The following is an 18,568-nucleotide window of genomic DNA, read 5'->3' as shown; positions in this document are numbered from 1 at the left end:
TCCCCCACCCGTCTGGAGTTGGGCTGGGCGAAGACCGCCTCCACCAGGCGGCTCACTTCGGGACTGTCACACTCGTAATCGACGGCATGGCCGTCCTGAATCCGGATGCGGATGGGATTCTTCGCCAGACGCGCATCGACCTGCGTCAAGGCATTGATGTTGAAGGCCCCGTCGGCGACCAGGACACCGTCCACGGTGCCCGGAAAGGTGGCCACCTCTCCCGCAGGCAGGATGACGAAGCTCCCAGGACGCCACACGCCCCGGTTGCTGATCCACCGGTACCGCTCCGAGTCGAGCCCGATACGCAGGTCCGTTCCCGATGGAGTCTTCACCTTCAGCTCGCGCGCCTTCATGAACCGGTCCAGCAAGCCCGCGTTGAGCTCCGACAACATCCCGGACCTGACGTTCAGCGCCTTGAGGAAGAAGTCCTGGGAGGCGTTGATGATTCGCACCGCCAGCCACTTGTCCAAATCGTAGCGCGCCAGGGCGTTGCGGAAGGTCATCATGTGCGACATCGAGTCGCGCTCGACGGTGATGATGACCAGCTTGCCCTTGAGGCTCTCCGGAGGCGGCAACGCCGCGTCCAGGCGCTGAGGGAAGGTCTCGTCGGGGAAGGGCTTGGGCCGCATCCCCAACAAGGCGGCCTCCATCCCACGCATCCGCAAGACGGTGGCAATCCACGCGGCGGACTCGCGACTCTCGGGCGTGTAGGCCACGAGGACCTGGTCCTCCGGCACGAGGCGCGCGTAATCATCAAGCAGGACATCGATGCCGGCCCAGACTCGCTCGTCCACTTTGCTCATCTCGCGACTCCCCGGATGTGCTGCGGCAGCAGGTTGAGATTGCCCATGGTTTGAAGCTCGGGGCCTTGCGCATGAACACCGCGCCAGACGTCCCGCCCGGCCTTTACGCCTGCCCCAGGCCACCACCAGCGCCTGGGGCAGGTGCCTGCGAAGTCGCGCGGTGCGACTAGTTGTTCTGCTCGGTGGTCCAGATCGACCACATGCCGATGGTGTGCTCGGCGTTGGAGTCGCTCAGGTTGCAGGGGTTCAGTCCGGAGCTCTCGAAGCCCTCGGGCTCCGCGCTCTGCATCTCCATCAGGGTCTGCGCAAGGATTTCATCACGGTTCGAATGTTCCATGTGCAACCTCCCGGTACGCCGGTCACGCCTGGATTGGCGCCCCCAAGGACTATCACAACGCATTCCACAAAACAGACACCACGCCACCCAGGGCAATCCCATCACGAATTCAAGACAACCCCCGAGCGCCATATCCTCTCAACCCAGTGACATGGCGTGGCTGCACCGTTGACGACCCGACATCCCCGGACAGCGCCTCAAATCCCATCCACGCGGCGCGCGCCCGCGCTGTAGCGGCTTTCCATGACAGGGCTTTCCGCATCACATCCATCCCCATCTCTCTCGACTCCACGGGTAGGGGGCCCGACGCGGGGAGTCCCTTCGAGTGGGAGGACTCGCCAGCAACTGTTTCCGAGGCGAGCCCCGCGTCTATTCTTGGGACAGCCCACAGGAGCTGAGCCCATGCGCGCGACGGCCTATGCAGCCCCCTCTGAGATGCACGGCATGGCCCATCCCTCGCGCACCGTGAGCGGGGAGGGAGTCCACACGAGCGCGGAGCGGGGGCTCGCGCAATGCCAGCAACGCGCCAATCAGAGCCCTCCGGTCCAGCGCGTGTCCGGCTACCAGCAATTGCTGAACACGAGCCCCAGGGTGGCGGCGCTGCAGCGCGGCCCACCACGGGCCCCCGTCGTCCAGCGCATGCGCATCACCAGTGGTGACGTCACGGAGAGCGTCGACGAGGCCTGGAAGACGGTGGAGGAGTTCCTCTGGGACAAAGGCATTCCCGACCGCTACTGGCCCGAGATGAAGCAGCAGCTCGCGGCCATGGGGGAGGACCAGGAGTTCGAGTACTACGAAGACGCCGCGGACCTGCTGACCCAGCAGCTGAATGCCCGGGAGGGGACGGACTACCCGGTGGGGCCGCAGGAGGACCTTGATGACGAGGACACGCAGCAGGACTCGGGAGGCTGGGGTGGGCTCGCGTGGAAGGTGTTGAAGTACGGCACCATGTTCCTCGCGGCCCAGAGCGCGGTGGAGAACATCCTGCCCAAGGCGAATGCGATGTCGCTCCCCATGGGCCCCAGTGGCCCGCCGAACGCGCTGACGAACATGACCGGCCTGCGGCAGGACGTGTGCAAGGTCCCCGGCCTCATGGACAGCTTCCTGCCCATGCCTCTTCCCACGTGCGATATGGCCGACGCCCCCGTTGCGCCGAAGACCTGGTCCAATCATGGCGTCTGGAAGGATTGGCTGAATGCATTCGCCACGGGGAGGTGGAGCTATCCCGAAGACCCGACCGAGATTCCCGGGGTGAGCTTCCTGTCGGGCCCGAACGACCTGGCCCAGGACGGCTACTACGCCTATTCCCACCGCGCGAAGGATGGGCGGGTGGCCATCTCCTACACGGGGACTGATGCCAACACGAACAACGCCGTGCCCCACAGCTATCTGGCGTCAGGGGGCGACGTGTATGCGGCGGGCATACTGCTGGCGAAAGGAGGCCAGGTCACCCAGGCGGACTCCGCCTCCGGCCACTACCTTCCCGACCCCAAGGTCTACCTGGACGAGTCCTGCCAGTCGCAAGTCACCCCCAAGGAGAGCCTCGAGTTCCTCCAGAGCAAATTGGAGGCGGATGGACTCGCCGCGCCGGGCATGAACCTGCTCCCGTTCCGCCATCCGAACCTCATCCAGCAGACCATCGACTGCCAGCAGAACAGACAGCCCCTGTTCAACCCCCATGGGTTTCGCTGAAGCCCCTGACGGCCTGGCTTACGTTCCGCGGGAGTGAGGGGGGTGTGAGCGCCGCACCGGGTGTCGCCGGGTGCGTTGACGGCTCCACCCCCTGGCGCGGCGCTCAACATTACTTAACACCCCGGTGACTCCAACCATGCGATGCAGGACGCGCCCCTCCCCGGGACTTGGGAAGGACACAGTCCCGCAGTCGAGGGGAGAACGGGTGGCGTCCGGTGGGGAATACGTCCCCGGACTCGCGCGGAAAACGTGGTACCGGTGGACCGTCGCGGCCACCAGAAAGGGAGCCGTCGGAATGCTCGCCATTGGAGACCTCGCGCCGGACTTCTCCGCCACGGACTGCCATGGCGCGCCCCTGAGCCTGTCCGCGCTCCGGGGCCGCAGGGTCGTCCTGTTCTTCTTTCCCAAGGCCTTCACGCTCGGCTGCACCATCGAGAACCGGGCGTTCAGGGACAACCACCACCGCCTCCAGGAGCTGGGCGCGGAGCTGGTGGGCGTCTCCGTGGACACCCAGCGCACCCAGTGCGCCTTCGCGGAGAAGGAAGACATCCACTTCTCCCTGCTCGGAGACCCGGACCGGGTCATCAGCCGGGCCTATGACGTGCTCTGGCCGGTGCTCCGGGTGGACCGCCGCGTCACGTTCATCATCGGCCCCGACGGCCGCATCGAGGACATCATCCGCCACGAGGTGCGCGTGTACCGCCACCTGGATGACGTCCTGCGCTACCTCGAGTCCACCCCGCTCTCCGTCGCCTACGACACGGCAGCCTGAACCCCGGGCTTCAGTCCCAGAGGCAGTAGTACTCGCAATGGGATGCGCCCCGGGCGCGGCACATCGGGTGGGTGATTCGCGGCGACTGACCGCCCGACAGCTCGATGGCTCGCTCGTGCCAGCCGATGATGGTGAGGCAGTCGGCCTCCGTGACGTTCTCCGCGCTGAAGGTGCGCAGCACCGCGGACCGGGGCCCCGTCCAGTCGTACGTGCGCGAGCCCACCGCGTAATAGAACCGGTAGATGCGCGCCGCCTGGCTCAACAGGAAGTGCGGGTCCCCCGCCCTCACGAAGGCATGCTGCGGACCGTGGAGCGACTCGTCCGCGGACGCGCGGCCCATGTCGATGAAGGCCCGGCCCTCGTCATCCGGCGACAGCACCTCCGCGATGGCCGAGTCCAGCCGCAGGTTCAGCTCCAGCGGATACCAGGCCACCGGCAATATCGACTTGCGAAGCAATGCCTGGTCCGACGGGGGCAGCCGCCCGAGGACCTCGTCCACCCGAACCTGCCCGCCGTGCCGGCGCAGCATGTTCAAGCGGGATATGAGCACGCCCCCCTTGATGCGAGAGCCCGAGCCTTCCAGAACCATGAGAAGTCCGTGGGTTGCACCAACCGCGGCCATTCTGACAGCGGCCGAGCGAACAGGGCAACCCGACGTCACAACCGAGTGTCGGCCAAATCGCTGTCATTTCCTGAGATTCATGAATTGATGCGATGGCGGAAACGCGTCGAAAAATAACCTGGGGGCGGCTCGGGGGTTGAAGGCGTCGTGAGCATCAGGGAGACAGGCGGCCGGGTCGTGGCGATGCCGTCTCGCCGGCTGGCCCTGGAGCGGGCGCCGGACGAGGTGCTCTGTCGTGTCTTCCTGGACGGCGAGGAGGCGGCCTTCGAGGTGCTGGTGACGCGGCACCGGGCGCTCGTCTTCTCGCTGGTGCGCCGCTACACGACCCGGCCCGAGGACGCGGCGGACCTGACGCAGGCCGCCTTCCTGCGCGCGCTGGAGGCCTCTCGCCGGGTGTTCGCGCGCTTCACGCCCGTGGGCCCGGCGCCGTTCCGTGCGTGGCTGGTGCGCATCGCCCTCAACCTGGCGAAGAACCACGCGCGGCACGGCCAGCGGTGGCGGCCGGTGCTGGTGGAGGCCGCGAACGACGAGGTGGCGGAGGCCCCTGGCGAGTCCGCGCAGGACGGCCTGGAGCGGGCGGAGAGAGCGCGCGAGGTGCGCGAGGCGGTGCTGACGCTGCCCAGGCGTCAGCGCGAGGTGTTGACGCTGCGCGTGGACGCCGGGTTGGCGTTCAAGGACATCGCGGAGACGCTCGGCATCACCGAGAACAATGCGAAGGTGCAGTTCCACCATGCGGTGAAGCGCCTGAAGGCGCGGGTGGGCGAGCCCGAGGAGATGCGTTGATGGCTGCATGCCCTGACCAGGAAGCGCGGGTGGATCTCCACGCCGCGGGGGCGCTGGAGGCGTCGGAGACCGTGGCCCTGCTCCACCATCTGGAGTCGTGCGCGGGGTGCCGCGAGGCCTTCGCCGCGTCGGTGGAGGTCCTGTCGCTCTTGACGTTGCCCGCGCCGACGGCGGCGGAGAAGCACGCACAGGAAGCGCTGCCCCAGCGAGCGCTGGACACATGGAAGCGGGAGCGCATGAGCCAGGCGCTGCGGCGACGCACCGTGGGCTCGTTGGTGGCGGCGGCAGCGGCGGTGGCGGTGATGGTCCTGGTGCCAGGCATCCCGCGCCCCTGGGACTGGAACACCCCGCCGGAGCCCCAGGAGCTGCCATCCGAGGAGCGCGCGGTGGAAGCGCGGGCGCTGGCGGACTTCGAGGCCTGGGCGGGGCTGGAGCCGCTGGAGGCCAGCTCCGAGTGGGAAGACGAGGAAGCGCTCGACGACGTCGAGAGCTGGGACGAGGAAGCGCTGCTGGGGGAGACGCTGTGAAGACGATGACTCGCAAGTCGTGGGTGGCGGTGACGGTGGTGCTGGTGCCCTGGCTGGCGCTGGCCCGGCCCGGCAACAAGGAGGGCGCGGAGCAGCAGCCTCGCGAGGCCGAGCGGATGGAGCGCGCGGAGAAGCGGATGCGGCTGCGGCAGGTGCTGACGCTGTCGGACGCGCTGGAGCTGGACAACGCGCAGGCGTTGAAGATGGAAGAGACGTTGCGGCGCTTCGACGAGAAGCGGCGGCCTCTGCGGGAGCAGGTTCGCGACGCGGCTCGCACGCTGCATCAGGCGGCGCGGGGCGACAGCGCGGCGCTGGCCCAGGTGGACGCCGCCGCGCAGCGTGCGTTCGAGGCGCGCGAGCGCATCGCCGCGCTGGACCGGGAGATGTACCAGGCGCTGGCCAAGGAGCTTGCTCCGGAGAAGCGGGCGAAGCTGGCGCTCGCCCTCGCGCGCGGCGGCGGAGTGAAGACCAAGCGATTCTGGAAGAACGAGCTGCCGGGGGACTCTCGGGGCGAAGACTGAGGCCCCTCCCTCGGGAATGAGACTGGAGTCGGGGACGGACGGGCATCCGTCCCCGGGGGCGATGAGCGCCCGTGCCTACCGTCAGGGAGCCAACGGCGCGTGCCGCGCCGCCACCGAGGAGGATTCCATGCGTCTACTGCCCCGACTCGCACCCCTGCTGCTGGGCCTGGCCTTCACGGCCTGCGCGAGCATCGACGTGAGCAGCAACTACGACCCCAGCGCCGTCCAGCAGATCGACGGATACAAGACCTACGCGTGGCTCCCGCAGCCAGAGGGGACCGACAAGCGCGTCTACAATCCCATCGTCGGTGGCCAGGTGCAGCACGCGGCCGACGCGTATCTGCAGTCGCACGGCTACCAGAAGGTGGATGCGGGGGCGAACCCCAACTTCCTCATCGGCTGGCATGGGGCCATCGACAACAAGATTGAAGCGGACACCGTCAACTCCTACTACGGCTATCCGTACAACTCGATGTGGGACCCGTTCTACGGCGGTGGGACCGTCGCCATGTCCGCGCCCGAGACGTATGTGCGCGAGTACGAGCAGGGCACCCTCCTGCTGGACATCGTGGACGCCGAGTCCAAGAAGCTCGTCTGGCGCGGGCAGGCGCAGGCGGAGATTGACGACAACGCCAAGGCGGAGAAGCGGCAGTCGAACATCGACAAGTCCGTGAAGGAAATCCTGGAGCGCTTCCCGCCCAAGCCCGGGAAGAAGTGACGTGCGGGCCCGTGTCCGACGCCGTTGACGTATGGGAGCGTCAGGCGTCGGACACGGGCGTGTCCTCGGGAACACTCGTCGGCGCGGGCGGACATGCCCAGGTTGCCTGCGCTCCATGTCTCGCGTCCGCCGACTCGCTGGCTGCGTCTTGCTGCTCGCCTGCCTTGGCGGTTGCACCGTCTCGGCGCCGCGCTCGGAGTTGGTGCGCCGCGTGGGCCGCTCGGACCTGTCCGTCGGGGCGTTGCGTACGCGGGTGCGGGACATGGCGCGCCGCTTCTCCGGGTTGCTGGAGGTCTCTTCGGATGAAATCGCCGCGCGCTCGGGCTCGGCCTCCGTGCGCGAGGCGATGACCACCTTCAAGATCAACTCCGTGCCGGCGATGCAGGCCGCGTTGCTCCAGCCCGACCCCGTGGCGGCCCTGGTGGATGCGTGGGCCCTGCTCGCGCAGCTCGAGCTCGCGCTTCCGCAGTGGGCCGTCTCCGCGGGGGCGTCACCCGAGGTGACAGCCAAGGCCGAGCGCATGTTGCGCGAGCAGGAGGCCGAAGTGGAGGCGCTGTGGAAGGACGTGTCCGGCCATGCGGACGTGTCGCCCGCGCACCGCCTCGTCCATGAGTGGGCCGCGAAGAACCCGCTGGTGGGCTCGCTCGTCGCGCGGGTGTCCACCGTGGGGTTGCTGGCGGACGTGACGTCTCTGTCCGGGATGGGGGCGAGGGGGACGGCCGGGGCACTCGTCGAAGACGTGCGCGACATCACCGCGCGCGTGGACCTCTACGCCGCGTCCCTCCCCCGACAGGCCCGCTGGCAGGTGGAGTCGATGGCGCAGGAGGTCCTGAGGACGCTGCCCGCGAAGGAGGCGATGCGGGACCTGGACCGCGTGGTGGACACGCTGGACCAGTTGGGCGCGCTGGCGGCGGGGACTCCCGCGATGGTGGCCCGCGAGAGGACGGCGGTGCTGAGCGCTCTCGACGCGGGCAGGGAGGCTCTCCAGCGGTTCATCGAGTCGGAGCGACAGGCGCTCATGGGGGACGTGCGAGGCGAGCGGCAGGCGATTCTCGCGGCGCTTCACACCGAACGCGTGGAGACACTCCAGCAGGGCGAGCAGATCGGCTACGGATTGGTGGACCACGCCTTCCAGCGTGCCGCCATGCTGGTGGACCGCATCTTCCTGTGGCTGCTCGGGTTGACTCTGCTGGGCGTGGTGGGTGTGGTCGCCGTCGCGATCCTGCTCACGCGTGCGTGGCGTCGACGGATGGGCTGAGCATGGCGACGGGGCATGGGCTGAGCGTCGCGAGGCGGCATCGACTCGCGTGCGGCCTCGAACTCCTGACGCCATCTCTCGACGCGCCCTGCCAGCGTGGCGTCGGCGCATGGACTGAGCGTCGCGCGGCGGCAGCGACTCGCGCGCGGCCCCGACATCCTGACGCCACCTCCCGACGAGCTTTGCCAATCTGTCAGGCGCCCTTCGCGCCAAGACTGTGAACACTCTCGGCGCGGGGCGGGCTCCGTGATTGCATTCGTCCCGGACATGGACTCGCGCTCACGTCAGGACCTCATCACCGGTGCACTGCTCGGAACCCTCGTGGGAGACGCCCTGGGTCTGCCCCGGGAAGGGCTCGGCCCCCGACGGGCACACCGCATGTTTGGAGGCGCGCCGCTGCGACACCGGCTGGTGCTGGGCCGGGGCTTCGCCAGCGATGACACAGAGCACGCGTGCATGACGGGACAGGCCCTGCTCGCGCAACCCGAGGACGCGCCGCGCTTCGCTCGCAACCTCGGGTGGAGACTGCGGGGGTGGTTCCTGGCCCTGCCCGCGGGCATCGGCTGGGCGACCGTGCGCGCCATCATGAAGTTGTGGTTCGGCTTCCCGCCCGAGCACAGCGGCGTCGTCTCCGCGGGCAACGGCCCGGCGATGCGAGCACCCCTGTTGGGAGCCTGTCTCGCCGCGCAGCCAGAGCGGCTCGATGCCTTCGTGCGGGCCTCCACACGGCTGACCCATCGAGATCCCCGGGCCGAGGACGGAGCGCGCCTCGTCGCACGAGCCGCCGCGTACGGCGCCCTGCACGGGCCCGAGGCCGTGAAGGACTCGGAGGCCGCGCTGCGCATGCTGCGCGAAGCCACCACCACCGCTGACTTTCACGCGGTGCTCGACACGCTGAGCGCCCAACTGGCGCGCGGTGCCTCCCTGACGGAGCTCGCCGAGGTCCTCGGGTTGGGACGTGGAGTCACGGGCTACGTCATGCACACCGTGCCCGTGGCCCTCTATGCGTGGCTGCGCCACCCGGACGACCTCCCCCGCGCGGTGGAGGAAGTCATCCTGCTCGGCGGAGACACGGACACGGTGGGCGCCATCGTGGGAGGCATGCTCGGAGCCACCGTCGGCGCGGGCGGCATTCCCCAGGCATGGCTGGACGGCGTCGCCGAGTGGCCTCGCTCAACTCAGTGGATGCGGACGCTCGCTGAACGCCTGGCGCGGCAGTTCCCCTCAGGCGCCCCCCCTGCCGAGAGGACGGGCCCGCTCGCCCTCTTCTGGCCCGGACTGCTCCCTCGCAATCTGGGAGTCCTCGCCATCGTGCTCGCACACGGCTTCCGCCGCTTGCTGCCACCGTACTGAACGCCACGGCGCATCTCCGCCGTGGCGCTCACGGGTGCATCACGCAACGGCCACGGAGCCACGCCCTCACGAGTGACTGTCGGCGGTGGGCTGCTCGGCCTCCGTGGCACTGACGGAGCCGCGAGCCGCCTTCAAGCTGTCGGGAATGATGAGCGGCCGCTCCAGCCGGGCCCGGTCCCACTTCCCCAGGTTCGCGCAGGCGTCGTAGCTCGTCTGGAAGAAGTCGAGCAGGAACGCCTTGGGGTCCTTCGCGTGGCGCACCGACTCGTAGGGCAGCAGGAACTCCTTGAGGCCCGCGTCGTATCCCGCCTCCGCCGGCTCCACGCGCGCGGCGGCGAAGCCCGTCGGCTCCGGTGCCGCGTAGCAATAGAACGCCGCGCCGCCCAGGGCCTCGCTGCCGGGCCAGAAGCCCGCGCTGCAGACCTCCTCGCAGTAGGCCTCGGCCGTCACCGCATCCGCGCCTTCACGCACCGGCGCGGGCCGGCCACCGAAGCGCGTCACCGCCAGGTCGAAGCTCCCCCAGAAGAACTGCACCGGGCTGCACTTGCCGGTGAAGCGGGCCCGGAACTCCTTCAGGATGAGGTCCGCCTGGAGCAGCGCCCGCCACCAGTGCTGCGCGTGCTCGGCCACATAGGTTTCGTGGTGCCGGTCCTGACTGAACGGCGTGGTGTCGTCCGGTATCTCCACCGGCTGCTCCCAGATGCGAGTCTCGATGCCCAGCGAGCGCAGCGTGGCCATGACATCCCGGTAGAACTCCGCCACCGGTCGGGACGTCAGCTCCATGACGCGCACGTCCCCCTGACTCGTCAGGAAGCGCAGCTCGCTGGCGAGGAAGTCGAAGTCCACCTCGAAGCCGCCATTCCCATAGGGGATGAGCCCTGTCGTCAGACCCCGCGCCGTCACGCGGAACGACACATTCCACCAGTGGTTCTCCGGTGGCGTCAGCGTCAGCCGCACCTTGCCGAGCACCTGGGTGTACCGGTGCAGCGTGGCATAGGTGTCCTTCCACTCCGCGAATGGAAGCGCCGGCCACGCCTCCTCCTTCGTTCCCAGTCCGGGTATCGACGCGATGGCCATGCGGCTCCCTCCTCAAGGGCCACGTCCACCACCACGGTGGGCCCCTCATGGCCCACATGCCACGGTGGCCTCACGGGCCGCATGCAGGGAGGACGGAGGACGGAGCGTCAGTCCTCGCGAGCCCTCGGGCTCCCGACGGACGACCCGGCACCGGCCCGGGCGGATGCTCGCTCCGGGCCGGCGAGAGCTCAGCCGTCCACTACGGCTGGGCGAGCGCGGCGTCGACGGCCTTGCGCAGCTCGTCGCTCTCCGGCGTCACCTTGCTGGGGAAGCCCGCCTTCACCTGGCCGTCCTTGCCCACGACGTACTTGTGGAAGTTCCACTTCGGCGCGTCGTGGTTCTTCGCGAGGAAGGCGTAGACCGGGGACTGGCCGTCGCCCTTCGTCTTCACCTTCTCGAACATGGGGAAGCTGACCTTGAAGCGCAGCTCGCAGAACTTCTTGATGTCCTCCGAGCTGCCCGGCTCCTGCCCGCCGAAGTCATTGGACGGGAAGCCCAGCACGACGACGCCCTTGTCCTTGTAGTCCTGGAAGAGCTTCTCCAGGCCCGCGTACTGCGGCGTGTAGCCACACTCCGACGCGGTGTTCACCACGACCAGGACCTTGCCCTGGAAATCGGAGAGCTTCTCGGCCTTGCCATCGAGACGGTTCGCGGACAGGTCATGCAGGGACATGGGCTTCTTCTCGCTCGGGGGCTGGGACTTCGCGGGAGTGGTGGGCTTCGTCGCCGAATCCCCGGCGAGTGCCGGGGTGACGATGAGCGCCGTGGCGACGGTCAGTACATGGAGGGTTCTCATGGGGCCGCCAAGAATGCCGAAGCCCCGCCCCCGTTTCACGACCTTCTGTCCTGTCTTCGACATCCCACCCTCACCGGCTCCCCGTCGCGCCGCGACGCGATGCGTGACGGTCCTCGCCGGAGAAGAGGGACTTGAGCACCCGCCCGGTGGCCGTCTTCACCTTCGCCACCTCGCGAGGCGTGCCCTCCGCGACGATGAGGCCGCCGTCATCGCCGCCCTCCGGCCCCAGCTCCACGACGTGGTCCGCCGCGCCGATGACGGACGGGTGGTGCTCGATGACCACCAGCGTGTCGCCCCGGTCCACCAGTCGCCCCAGGAAGGTGATGAGCTTCTCCACGTCGCCCAGGTGCAGGCCCGTCGTCGGCTCGTCGAGCACGTACAGCGTGGGCTCGTGCCGTGAGGAGGCCGTCAGCTCGGACGCCAGCTTGAGCCGCTGCGCCTCGCCGCCGGACAGGGTGTTGGAGCCTTGTCCGAGCTGGAGGTAGCCCACGCCCAAATCCGACAGGCATTGCAGCGGCGCGGCCACCTTGGGAATGGAGCGGAAGACGTCCTTCGCCTCGTCGGCGGACAGCCGCAGCACGTCGCCGATGGACAGGCCGTGGTAGCGAATCTCCAGCGTGGCCGCGTCGAAGCGCGCGCCGCCGCAGGCCTCGCACGGCGTCACCACGTCCGGGAGGAAGGACATCTCATGGGAGATGGAGCCCTGCCCCTCGCACGCGGTGCACCGTCCACCGGCGGCGGTGTTGAAGGAGAAGCGCGCGGCGGAGAAGCCCCGAATCTTCGCCTCGGGCGTGGCGGCGAAGGCCCGGCGCAGCTCGTCCCAGATGCCCAGGAACGTCGCCGGCACCGAGCGCGGCGTGCGACCGATGGGCGACTGGTCCACCGACATCACCCGCTTCACCGGGTCCACGCCCTTCAGCGAATCGAAGGGGCCCGGCTTCGAGGAGACCAGCTCCAGCGCCTCGCGCAGCGCCGGGTAGAGCACCTGGCGAATCAGCGTGCTCTTGCCGGAGCCGGACACGCCACTGACGACGTTGAGCCGGCCCACGGGCAGCCGCAGGTCCACGCGCTTCAGGTTGTTGGCGCGCGCGCCCTTCAGCTCCAGCCAGTGCTTTGGCTCTCCGCGTCCTGAAGGAGGCCGCACCTGAGCCTCGCGCAGCGCGACGGCCGTGGGAGAGTCGCTCTGCAGCACCACGTCCGGCGGGCCTTCCGCGAGGATGCGTCCGCCGCCACGGCCACCGGTGGGTCCCAGGTCGAGCAGATGGTCCGCCGCGCGGATGGTGTCCGAGTCGTGCTCCACCACCAGCACCGTGGAGCCCGTGTTCACCAGCGCGCGCAGGTTGTCGAGCAGGCGGTGGGTGTCACGCGGATGCAGGCCGATGGTGGGCTCATCCAGCACGTACATCGCCCCGGTGAGGCCCGCGCCGAGCTGCGCGGACAAGCGCAGTCGCTGCATCTCTCCGCCCGACAACGTGGCCGCGTTGCGGTCCAGGGACAGGTAGCCCAGGCCCACACGCTCCAGGAACTCCATGCGCCGCAGAAGCTCCTGTCGGGACGGCTCGCCCAGGAGCGCGCGGTCCCCCTTGAACTTCCAGCCCTTCACGCGCTCCAGCGCCGAGGCCACGGACTGCTTCACCACCTCGTGGTAGCGCGCCCCTTCCAGCCGCACGCCGCGAGGGATGGGGTCCAACCGACTGCCACCGCACGCGCGGCACGGCGCCGTCTCGCCCTCGGCCTGCGCCGTGGGTCCGCCCTGCACACCCGTGCCCTCGCACGAGTCGCAGCGCCCCTGCTTCGTGTTGAAGGAGAACCAGCGCGGGTCCAGCTCCGGCACGGCGGTGCCGCACTGGGGACAGGTGCGCTCGGTGGACAGCAGCGTCTCACCCTTCGAGGTGCGCAGCTTCAGCGCGCCCTGTCCCCAGCCCAGCGCCTTGTCGAACACGTCACGCGGCAGCTTGGAGACCTTGCCCTCGTACATGACGAGGTCGATGTCGTGCTCGCGCGTCTTCGCCAGTCGCGGCGGGTCATCCGTGGAGGCGAGCTGCCCGTCGACGATGGCGGTGGTGATGCCCCCGCGCGCCGCCGCCGTGAAGACATCCAGGTACGTGCCCTTGCGCGAGCGCACCGCGGGCGCCAGCACCGTCGCCTCGCCCTTCATCGCGGAGAGCTGCGCGAACAGGAGCTCCGGAGAGATGGAGGTGATGGCCGTGTCGTCGCGAGGGCAGTGCGGCTCCCCCAGCTTGGCGAACAGCAGGCGCAGGTAGTGGGCCACCTCGGTGACGGTGGCCACGGTGCTCGTGCCACCCGCGCGAGAGGTGCGTTGCTCCAGCGCCACGGTGGGCGGAATGGAGCTGACGCGCTCCACGTCCGGCCGGGGCATGGTGGGCAGGAACTGCCGCGCGTAGGGGCTGAGCGTCTCCAGGAAGCGCCGCTGTCCCTCCGCGAACACCACGTCGAAGGCCAGCGAGCTCTTGCCCGAGCCGCTCGGGCCGGTGACGACGGTCATCTTCCCGAGCGGAATCTTGCACGACACGTCCTGAAGGTTGTGCTCGCGCGCGTGCTCCACCTCGATGGCCGGAGCGACGTCCTTGCCCGGCTTGCGCGGCTTCACCGAACGGCCCAACGGCTTGCGCTCACCTCGCAGCGCCTCCGCCGTCGCGCCCTCGCCACGCGCCACGTCCGCGGGCGTGCCTTCAGCCACCAACTGGCCGCCGTCCTTGCCGCCCACCGGCCCCAGGTCGATGACCCAGTCCGACGCCTTCATCACCGACACGTCGTGGTCCACGACGATGACGCTGGCGCCACGGTCCACCAGCGCATGAAGTGCGTCGATGACGTGACGCACGTCCTCCGCGTGCAGGCCCGCGCTCGGCTCGTCGATGAGGAACAGCGAGCCCTTCGACTCGGTGGCCAGCGCACGCGCCAGCTTCAGCCGCTGCGCCTCTCCGCCCGACAACGTGGACAGGGGCTGCCCCAGGGGCAGGTAGCCCAGGCCCAGCCGCGCCACCGGCCCCAGCGTGCGCTGGAGGGCCGCGTCGCTCCCGAAGTGCTGGAGCACCTCGGACACCGTCATCTCCAACACCTGCGCCACGCTGAAGCCCTGGTGGCGGACGGCGAGCACCTCTTCCTTGAAGCGCCGGCCCCGGCACACCGCGCACAGCAGGGCCACGTCCGCGAGGAACTGCATCTCCACCGTCTCGTAGCCCTCGCCCGAGCACGCCTCGCAGCGCCCCTTGTCCACGTTGAAGGAGAAGTGGGCCGGCGTCAGTCCGCGCACCTGCGCGTCGGGCTCCGCGGCGAAGCGCTCGCGCAGCCTGTCCCACGCCTTGGTGTACGTGGCGGCATTGCCACGCGACGTGCGCCCCAGCGGAGACTGGTCCACGAAGGTGATGGCCTTCACCGCCTCGGCCCCCTCCAGCGCGTCCACCACGCCCGGGGCCTCCACGTCCTTCACGCCCAGCCGCCGGGCCAGGTGCCGGTAGAGCACCTCGTCCACCAGCGTGCTCTTGCCGGAGCCGCTCGGCCCCGTCACCGCGCACAGCACGCCCAGCGGCACGCTCACCGACAGCGCCTTCAGGTTGTGCTCCCGCGCGCCCCGCACCTCGATGGAGCCCGTCTTCACGCGAGGCGTCCTCGGCGCCTCATCGCTCCCCGCGAGGAGTCGACCGGTGGGCAGGTCCTTGCGCTTCGCCAGCGCCTCCGGCGGACCATCGAAGCACAGCCGTCCACCTTCGCGGCCCGCGCCGGGGCCCAGCTCCAGCACGCGATGCGCGGAGCGGATGACCAGCGGGTCATGCTCAATCACGAGCGCGATGTTGCCCCGCTCCGCCAGCTCCGCGATGGCCTCCGTCAACGGAGGCACGTCCCCGGGATGCAGTCCCACCGTGGGCTCGTCCAGGACGAACAGCGAGCCGGTGAGTGACGTCCCCAGCGCCGCCGTCAGCGACACGCGCTGCGCCTCGCCTCCGGACAGCGTGCGCGCCTGGCGGTCCAACGTCAGGTAGCCCAACCCCACGCGCCGCAGGTAGCTCAGGCGCCCGGACAGCTCACGCCGCGCCAGTTCGCCCTGCCCCGTCGTCGTGCCCAGCGCCTCCAGCCGAGCCAGCGCCTCCGTCAGCTCCAGCCCGTGCCAGCCCGGCAGGTCCAACCCGCCCACGCGGTACGCGCGCGCCTGCTCATTGAGCCGCGCGCCGCCACAGCTCTGGCACAGCGAATACGCGCGGTAGCGCGCCAGCAGAACGCGCACGTGCATCTTGTACGTGCGCCCCTCCATCCACCGGAACCACGCGCGCACGCCCGGATAGGCGCGCCCTTCGTCGTAGTCACCCGCACCCTCCAGCACCGACTCCCGCTGCGCCGGCGTCAGCGACGCCCAGGGCGCGTCCATGGGAATCCCCTTCGCGCGGCACCAGCGCTGGAGCATGCCCCGCTCCCACTCCGTCGACGCGCCGGACCACGGACGGATGGCCCCCTCTGAAAGACTCAGCGCCGGGTTGGGAATCACCTTGTCCCAGTCGATGCCGATGGTGCGCCCGAAGCCTCGACACGGCGCGCACGCGCCCACCGGCGACTGGTAGCTGAACAGGCCCGGCCGCGCGGCCTCGAACTCACGCGCGCACTTCGGACACACCAGCCCCCTGCGCACCCGCTTCGGCTCGGCGCCGGCCACCAGCACCACCGCCTCGCCCTCCGAGCGAGCCCACGCGTCCTCCATCGCCTGCGTCACGCGCGACAGCTGCGAGGCAGACAGCTTCACCCGGTCCACCAGCACCCGCGCCACGCCCGCGGAGTCCGTCGCCTCCGAGGGCTTGAGCGACTCCAGCTCCCGCACCTCGCCCTGCACCACCAGCCGGTGGTAGCCGTCCTTCAGCAACCGGGCGCGCACGTCCAGGAACGAGGCCGTGTCCGCGATGCGCAGCGGGAAGGCGATGAGGGCCTGGGCCTCCGGCGACTCGCGCAGCAGGGCCGACGCCGCGACGCGCGCATCCGTGCGCACCGCCTCCACGCCGCAGTCCGGGCACACCGGCATCGCCTCGCGCGTGAAGAGCGCGGACAGATACGGCTCCACGTCCGCCAGCGTCGCCACCGTCGAGCGCGAGCTCTTCACCGGCGCGCGCCGGTCCACCGCCACACCCGCGGCCACCGGCTCCAGCGCCTCCATGGGCGGCCGCTCCAGCCGCTCCAGGAACTGCCGGGCATACGGGCTGAAGCTCTCCACGAAGCGCCGCTGACCCTCGGCATACAGCGTGTCGAGCGCCAGACTCGACTTGCCCGCCCCCGAGACTCCGGTGATGCAGACCAGCTCCCCTTCCGCGAGGTCCACGGAGAGGTCCTTCAGGTTGTGCGTTCGGGCGCCTACGAGGTGGGTCTTGTGCATTTCGGGTCGGAGGTTTAACGACCTGACACTTCAACGCCACAGACAAGTGAACCAACGCGTCAACGAATGCCCCCCCTGGTTGGGTGAAGGGCGAGCGGCTTGCTACAACTGGGGTACAATGAGCGCGCGGGGGCGGCGCCCGGCCCAGGTGCCCAGATGCCCCGCGATGCAGGAGGCTCTCCATGGCCGAGGGAAGCAACAGTTCTCCCCCCCGTGACGCGCTGGTCCAAGCCTCGCCCTCCCTGGTGTTGCTGGAAGTCGATGGCCACACGGCCTCTGCCTTCGTCGCCACCGGACAGGGACACCTCGTCACCAGCCTGCATGCCGTGGCGGGAGCACGCCTCATCCACGCGGTGATGGCGGATGGGACGCGCGCGGAGGTGGACCAGGTGGCGGCGATGGATGACCGCCGTGATTTGGCCATCCTCCGTTTACCGGTGACGGACCTGGCGCCTCCGCTCGGTCTGGCGCCCGCACCCCTGCCCGCCGAGGGAGACACCGTCTACGTCCTGCGAGCCGGCGCCGGCCCCGCACCGGAGGTTCGCTCCCAGCAAGTGCGGGCGGTCCAGGTGCTCGGCGACTGGCTCACCTTGCTGGAGCTGACGCGCACGCTTCCGGAGGAGTCCTCCGGCGGGCCGGTGCTGGACATGCGCGGCGCGGTGGTCGGCGTGGCCACCGCGGCGCTGGCCAACGGCCGCTCCCTGGGCCTCGTCATCCCCACGCGCTACATCGCGCCGCTCCTGCGGGGCTCGGCCGCCTCGCCCCTGTCCGCGCTGGAGGCGCCTCGCCGCAGGGCCGGACGCGTGAGAAGGGTGCCGCAACATCCGTTGAGCGTGCTGGAAGGCGCGACGACGGATGCGCTGGAGTCCATCGCCACCACGCTGGGCCACGCCATCAACGCGGGCGCCCCCGCGTACAACCGGGGCGACGTGGACGGCTGCTACCGCCTCTATGCCCGCACCGCCGAGCGACTCATCGACTCGTGCAAGGCCTTCCCTGGCGCCCAGCGCGCGCTGCGCGACGGACTCACGCGCTGCGATGATTTGCCGGACTCCGACGACCGGGCCTGGGCCCTGCGCGACACCTTCGATGGATTGCTGGACGTCATCGGCCGCTGGCTCCAGAAAATCCGTCCAGAAGCCGCCCGCATCGCCAGGCACTCGGCGCCGCCGCCCAAGAACTACCTCAACTGACGCGCCGCCTCACGCATCCTCCCAGCGAACGCGCAGCGCGTAGCCGGCCGGCTGCCGGTCCAGCACGTCCACGAGCGGCCGCACCCGGGTGCGCCGCAGCACGCCTTCCACCACGCCCGCCACGAAGTCCGGCAACGGGTCCCCGTCCACCACCCGCACGCGCCACTCCCGCTCCTGCACCGGCTCCAGGACCATCTTCATGTCCTCGCGCCCCGCCTTCAGGTACGTGGGCAGCCGCGTCAGACAACGCTCGGTACCCAACAGTGGCGCCGCGGTGGCGAAGATGCGCCCCACCAACGTCTGCGCGAAGCCCTCCACGTAGCGGTGCCCCAGCGCCCGGTTTGCCTCCTCAGGAGGTTGTCCCGCGCACGCGAAGCGCCGCGCCACACCCAGCGCCGCGCGCCACACGGTGAGGGGGTAGTACTCCTGCGATGCGTCCGTGTCCGTGTCGTAGCCGATGTCTCGCAGAGACTGGGCGAACGCGCCGGAGGGCTTCAGCGCATGGACGAACAGCCCCTCGAAGTTGCGCCGTGGCACCTGCACTGGCACGTAGGGCGCCTTCCGAGCCCCCACCGCCGCGTCCTTCGAGCCCCGCCGCTCCATGGCGTTCCCCCCTCCGAATCCGCCGGTCCGCACCGGCCCGGAACCACTCTAACAGCCCGCTGTCCGCGCGGCTTTCGTTGCCCTGGAAAACTAGCGCCTCAGCACACTTTTACAACACGAGGGCTCGTGCAACGAT

The 18,568-nt window shown here is 69.7% G+C and carries 16 protein-coding genes; 9 read left to right on the top strand and 7 right to left on the bottom strand.

Annotation, left to right across the window (positions count from 1 at the left end):
• On the bottom strand, nucleotides 1-803 hold an 803-nt coding region (locus HR086_RS02280), incomplete at its 3' end, for a hypothetical protein (RefSeq protein WP_174464713.1).
• Nucleotides 804-969: 166 nt separating this feature from the next.
• Nucleotides 970-1,140, bottom strand: a complete 171-nt coding sequence (locus HR086_RS02275; protein WP_174457234.1) for a hypothetical protein — start codon at nucleotides 1,138-1,140, stop codon at nucleotides 970-972.
• A gap of 402 nt (nucleotides 1,141-1,542) precedes the next feature.
• Between HR086_RS02275 and HR086_RS02270 the strand changes: the two genes are divergently transcribed.
• Both HR086_RS02270 and HR086_RS02265 read left to right on the top strand, forming a co-directional pair.
• A complete protein-coding gene (locus tag HR086_RS02270) occupies nucleotides 1,543-2,832 on the top strand; it encodes a hypothetical protein (RefSeq protein WP_174457235.1) in 1,290 nt (429 codons plus the stop codon).
• A 295-nt stretch (nucleotides 2,833-3,127) separates the two neighbouring features.
• On the top strand, nucleotides 3,128-3,604 hold the full coding sequence (locus HR086_RS02265) for a peroxiredoxin (RefSeq protein ID WP_141642576.1): 477 nt from the start codon (nucleotides 3,128-3,130) through the stop codon (nucleotides 3,602-3,604).
• Between the two features lie 10 nt (nucleotides 3,605-3,614).
• On the opposite strand, the gene HR086_RS02260 is transcribed toward HR086_RS02265, so the two are convergent.
• Entirely contained in the window at nucleotides 3,615-4,193 is a 579-nt protein-coding gene (locus HR086_RS02260) for a TIGR02265 family protein (RefSeq protein WP_174457236.1), read from the bottom strand.
• A gap of 180 nt (nucleotides 4,194-4,373) precedes the next feature.
• Here HR086_RS02260 and HR086_RS02255 point away from each other — a divergent pair, with 180 nt between their 5' ends.
• The 6 genes from HR086_RS02255 (at nucleotide 4,374) to HR086_RS02230 (ending at nucleotide 9,386) form a co-directional block, all read left to right on the top strand.
• The gene (locus HR086_RS02255; RefSeq protein WP_141642574.1) at nucleotides 4,374-5,009 is read left to right on the top strand and encodes an RNA polymerase sigma factor; all 636 of its coding nucleotides are present in this window, start codon (nucleotides 4,374-4,376) and stop codon (nucleotides 5,007-5,009) included.
• Nucleotides 5,009-5,536, top strand: a complete 528-nt coding sequence (locus HR086_RS02250) for a zf-HC2 domain-containing protein (protein WP_174464712.1) — start codon at nucleotides 5,009-5,011, stop codon at nucleotides 5,534-5,536. The genes HR086_RS02255 and HR086_RS02250 overlap by 1 nt, the downstream gene beginning before the upstream one ends.
• 5 nt (nucleotides 5,537-5,541) lie before the next feature.
• Nucleotides 5,542-6,057, top strand: a complete 516-nt coding sequence (locus HR086_RS02245; RefSeq protein ID WP_141642580.1) for a hypothetical protein — start codon at nucleotides 5,542-5,544, stop codon at nucleotides 6,055-6,057.
• 127 nt (nucleotides 6,058-6,184) lie between these two features.
• Nucleotides 6,185-6,775, top strand: a complete 591-nt coding sequence (locus HR086_RS02240) for a DUF4136 domain-containing protein (RefSeq protein WP_141642572.1) — start codon at nucleotides 6,185-6,187, stop codon at nucleotides 6,773-6,775.
• Between the two features lie 115 nt (nucleotides 6,776-6,890).
• Nucleotides 6,891-8,033, top strand: a complete 1,143-nt coding sequence (locus tag HR086_RS02235; protein ID WP_174464711.1) for a chemotaxis protein — start codon at nucleotides 6,891-6,893, stop codon at nucleotides 8,031-8,033.
• Nucleotides 8,034-8,279: 246 nt separating this feature from the next.
• The gene (locus HR086_RS02230) at nucleotides 8,280-9,386 is read left to right on the top strand and encodes an ADP-ribosylglycohydrolase family protein (protein WP_373564248.1); all 1,107 of its coding nucleotides are present in this window, start codon (nucleotides 8,280-8,282) and stop codon (nucleotides 9,384-9,386) included.
• Between the two features lie 66 nt (nucleotides 9,387-9,452).
• Here the strand turns inward: HR086_RS02230 and HR086_RS02225 are convergent, their stop codons facing one another.
• From HR086_RS02225 to uvrA, 3 genes are all read right to left on the bottom strand, one after another.
• Nucleotides 9,453-10,463, bottom strand: a complete 1,011-nt coding sequence (locus HR086_RS02225) for a DUF5996 family protein (RefSeq protein WP_174464710.1) — start codon at nucleotides 10,461-10,463, stop codon at nucleotides 9,453-9,455.
• A gap of 199 nt (nucleotides 10,464-10,662) precedes the next feature.
• Nucleotides 10,663-11,259 carry a glutathione peroxidase gene (locus tag HR086_RS02220; protein WP_174464709.1) on the bottom strand — a complete coding sequence of 199 codons (597 nt, stop codon included), beginning with the start codon at nucleotides 11,257-11,259 and terminating at the stop codon, nucleotides 10,663-10,665.
• Between the two features lie 70 nt (nucleotides 11,260-11,329).
• Nucleotides 11,330-16,636 carry an excinuclease ABC subunit UvrA gene (uvrA, locus tag HR086_RS02215; protein WP_174464708.1) on the bottom strand — a complete coding sequence of 1,769 codons (5,307 nt, stop codon included), beginning with the start codon at nucleotides 16,634-16,636 and terminating at the stop codon, nucleotides 11,330-11,332.
• A 182-nt stretch (nucleotides 16,637-16,818) separates the two neighbouring features.
• Between uvrA and HR086_RS02210 the strand changes: the two genes are divergently transcribed.
• Nucleotides 16,819-17,829 (top strand): serine protease, encoded by a 1,011-nt coding sequence (locus tag HR086_RS02210; RefSeq protein WP_174461774.1) that lies wholly within the window; start codon nucleotides 16,819-16,821, stop codon nucleotides 17,827-17,829.
• Nucleotides 17,830-17,838: 9 nt separating this feature from the next.
• On the opposite strand, the gene HR086_RS02205 is transcribed toward HR086_RS02210, so the two are convergent.
• Nucleotides 17,839-18,432 carry a DUF2378 family protein gene (locus HR086_RS02205; protein WP_174464707.1) on the bottom strand — a complete coding sequence of 198 codons (594 nt, stop codon included), beginning with the start codon at nucleotides 18,430-18,432 and terminating at the stop codon, nucleotides 17,839-17,841.
• Between the last annotated feature and the right edge of the window lie 136 nt (nucleotides 18,433-18,568).

Origin of the sequence: Myxococcus sp. CA039A, from assembly GCF_013336645.1 — a bacterium.
GTDB classification, from domain to species: Bacteria; Myxococcota; Myxococcia; order Myxococcales; family Myxococcaceae; genus Myxococcus; species Myxococcus llanfairpwllgwyngyllgogerychwyrndrobwllllantysiliogogogochensis.
This window is presented reverse-complemented; position numbering and strand designations above follow the sequence as displayed.

Coding starts and splice junctions, on each gene's coding strand:
- HR086_RS02210 (WP_174461774.1), top strand. CDS start 16,819: ATGGCCGAGGGAAGCAACAGTTCTCCCCCCCGTGACGCGCTGGTCCAA.
- HR086_RS02265 (WP_141642576.1), top strand. CDS start 3,128: ATGCTCGCCATTGGAGACCTCGCGCCGGACTTCTCCGCCACGGACTGC.
- HR086_RS02220 (WP_174464709.1), bottom strand. CDS start 11,259: ATGAGAACCCTCCATGTACTGACCGTCGCCACGGCGCTCATCGTCACC.
- HR086_RS02235 (WP_174464711.1), top strand. CDS start 6,891: ATGTCTCGCGTCCGCCGACTCGCTGGCTGCGTCTTGCTGCTCGCCTGC.
- HR086_RS02240 (WP_141642572.1), top strand. CDS start 6,185: ATGCGTCTACTGCCCCGACTCGCACCCCTGCTGCTGGGCCTGGCCTTC.
- HR086_RS02245 (WP_141642580.1), top strand. CDS start 5,542: ATGACTCGCAAGTCGTGGGTGGCGGTGACGGTGGTGCTGGTGCCCTGG.
- HR086_RS02270 (WP_174457235.1), top strand. CDS start 1,543: ATGCGCGCGACGGCCTATGCAGCCCCCTCTGAGATGCACGGCATGGCC.
- HR086_RS02205 (WP_174464707.1), bottom strand. CDS start 18,432: ATGGAGCGGCGGGGCTCGAAGGACGCGGCGGTGGGGGCTCGGAAGGCG.
- uvrA (WP_174464708.1), bottom strand. CDS start 16,636: ATGCACAAGACCCACCTCGTAGGCGCCCGAACGCACAACCTGAAGGAC.
- HR086_RS02225 (WP_174464710.1), bottom strand. CDS start 10,463: ATGGCCATCGCGTCGATACCCGGACTGGGAACGAAGGAGGAGGCGTGG.
- HR086_RS02260 (WP_174457236.1), bottom strand. CDS start 4,193: ATGGTTCTGGAAGGCTCGGGCTCTCGCATCAAGGGGGGCGTGCTCATA.
- HR086_RS02275 (WP_174457234.1), bottom strand. CDS start 1,140: ATGGAACATTCGAACCGTGATGAAATCCTTGCGCAGACCCTGATGGAG.
- HR086_RS02250 (WP_174464712.1), top strand. CDS start 5,009: ATGGCTGCATGCCCTGACCAGGAAGCGCGGGTGGATCTCCACGCCGCG.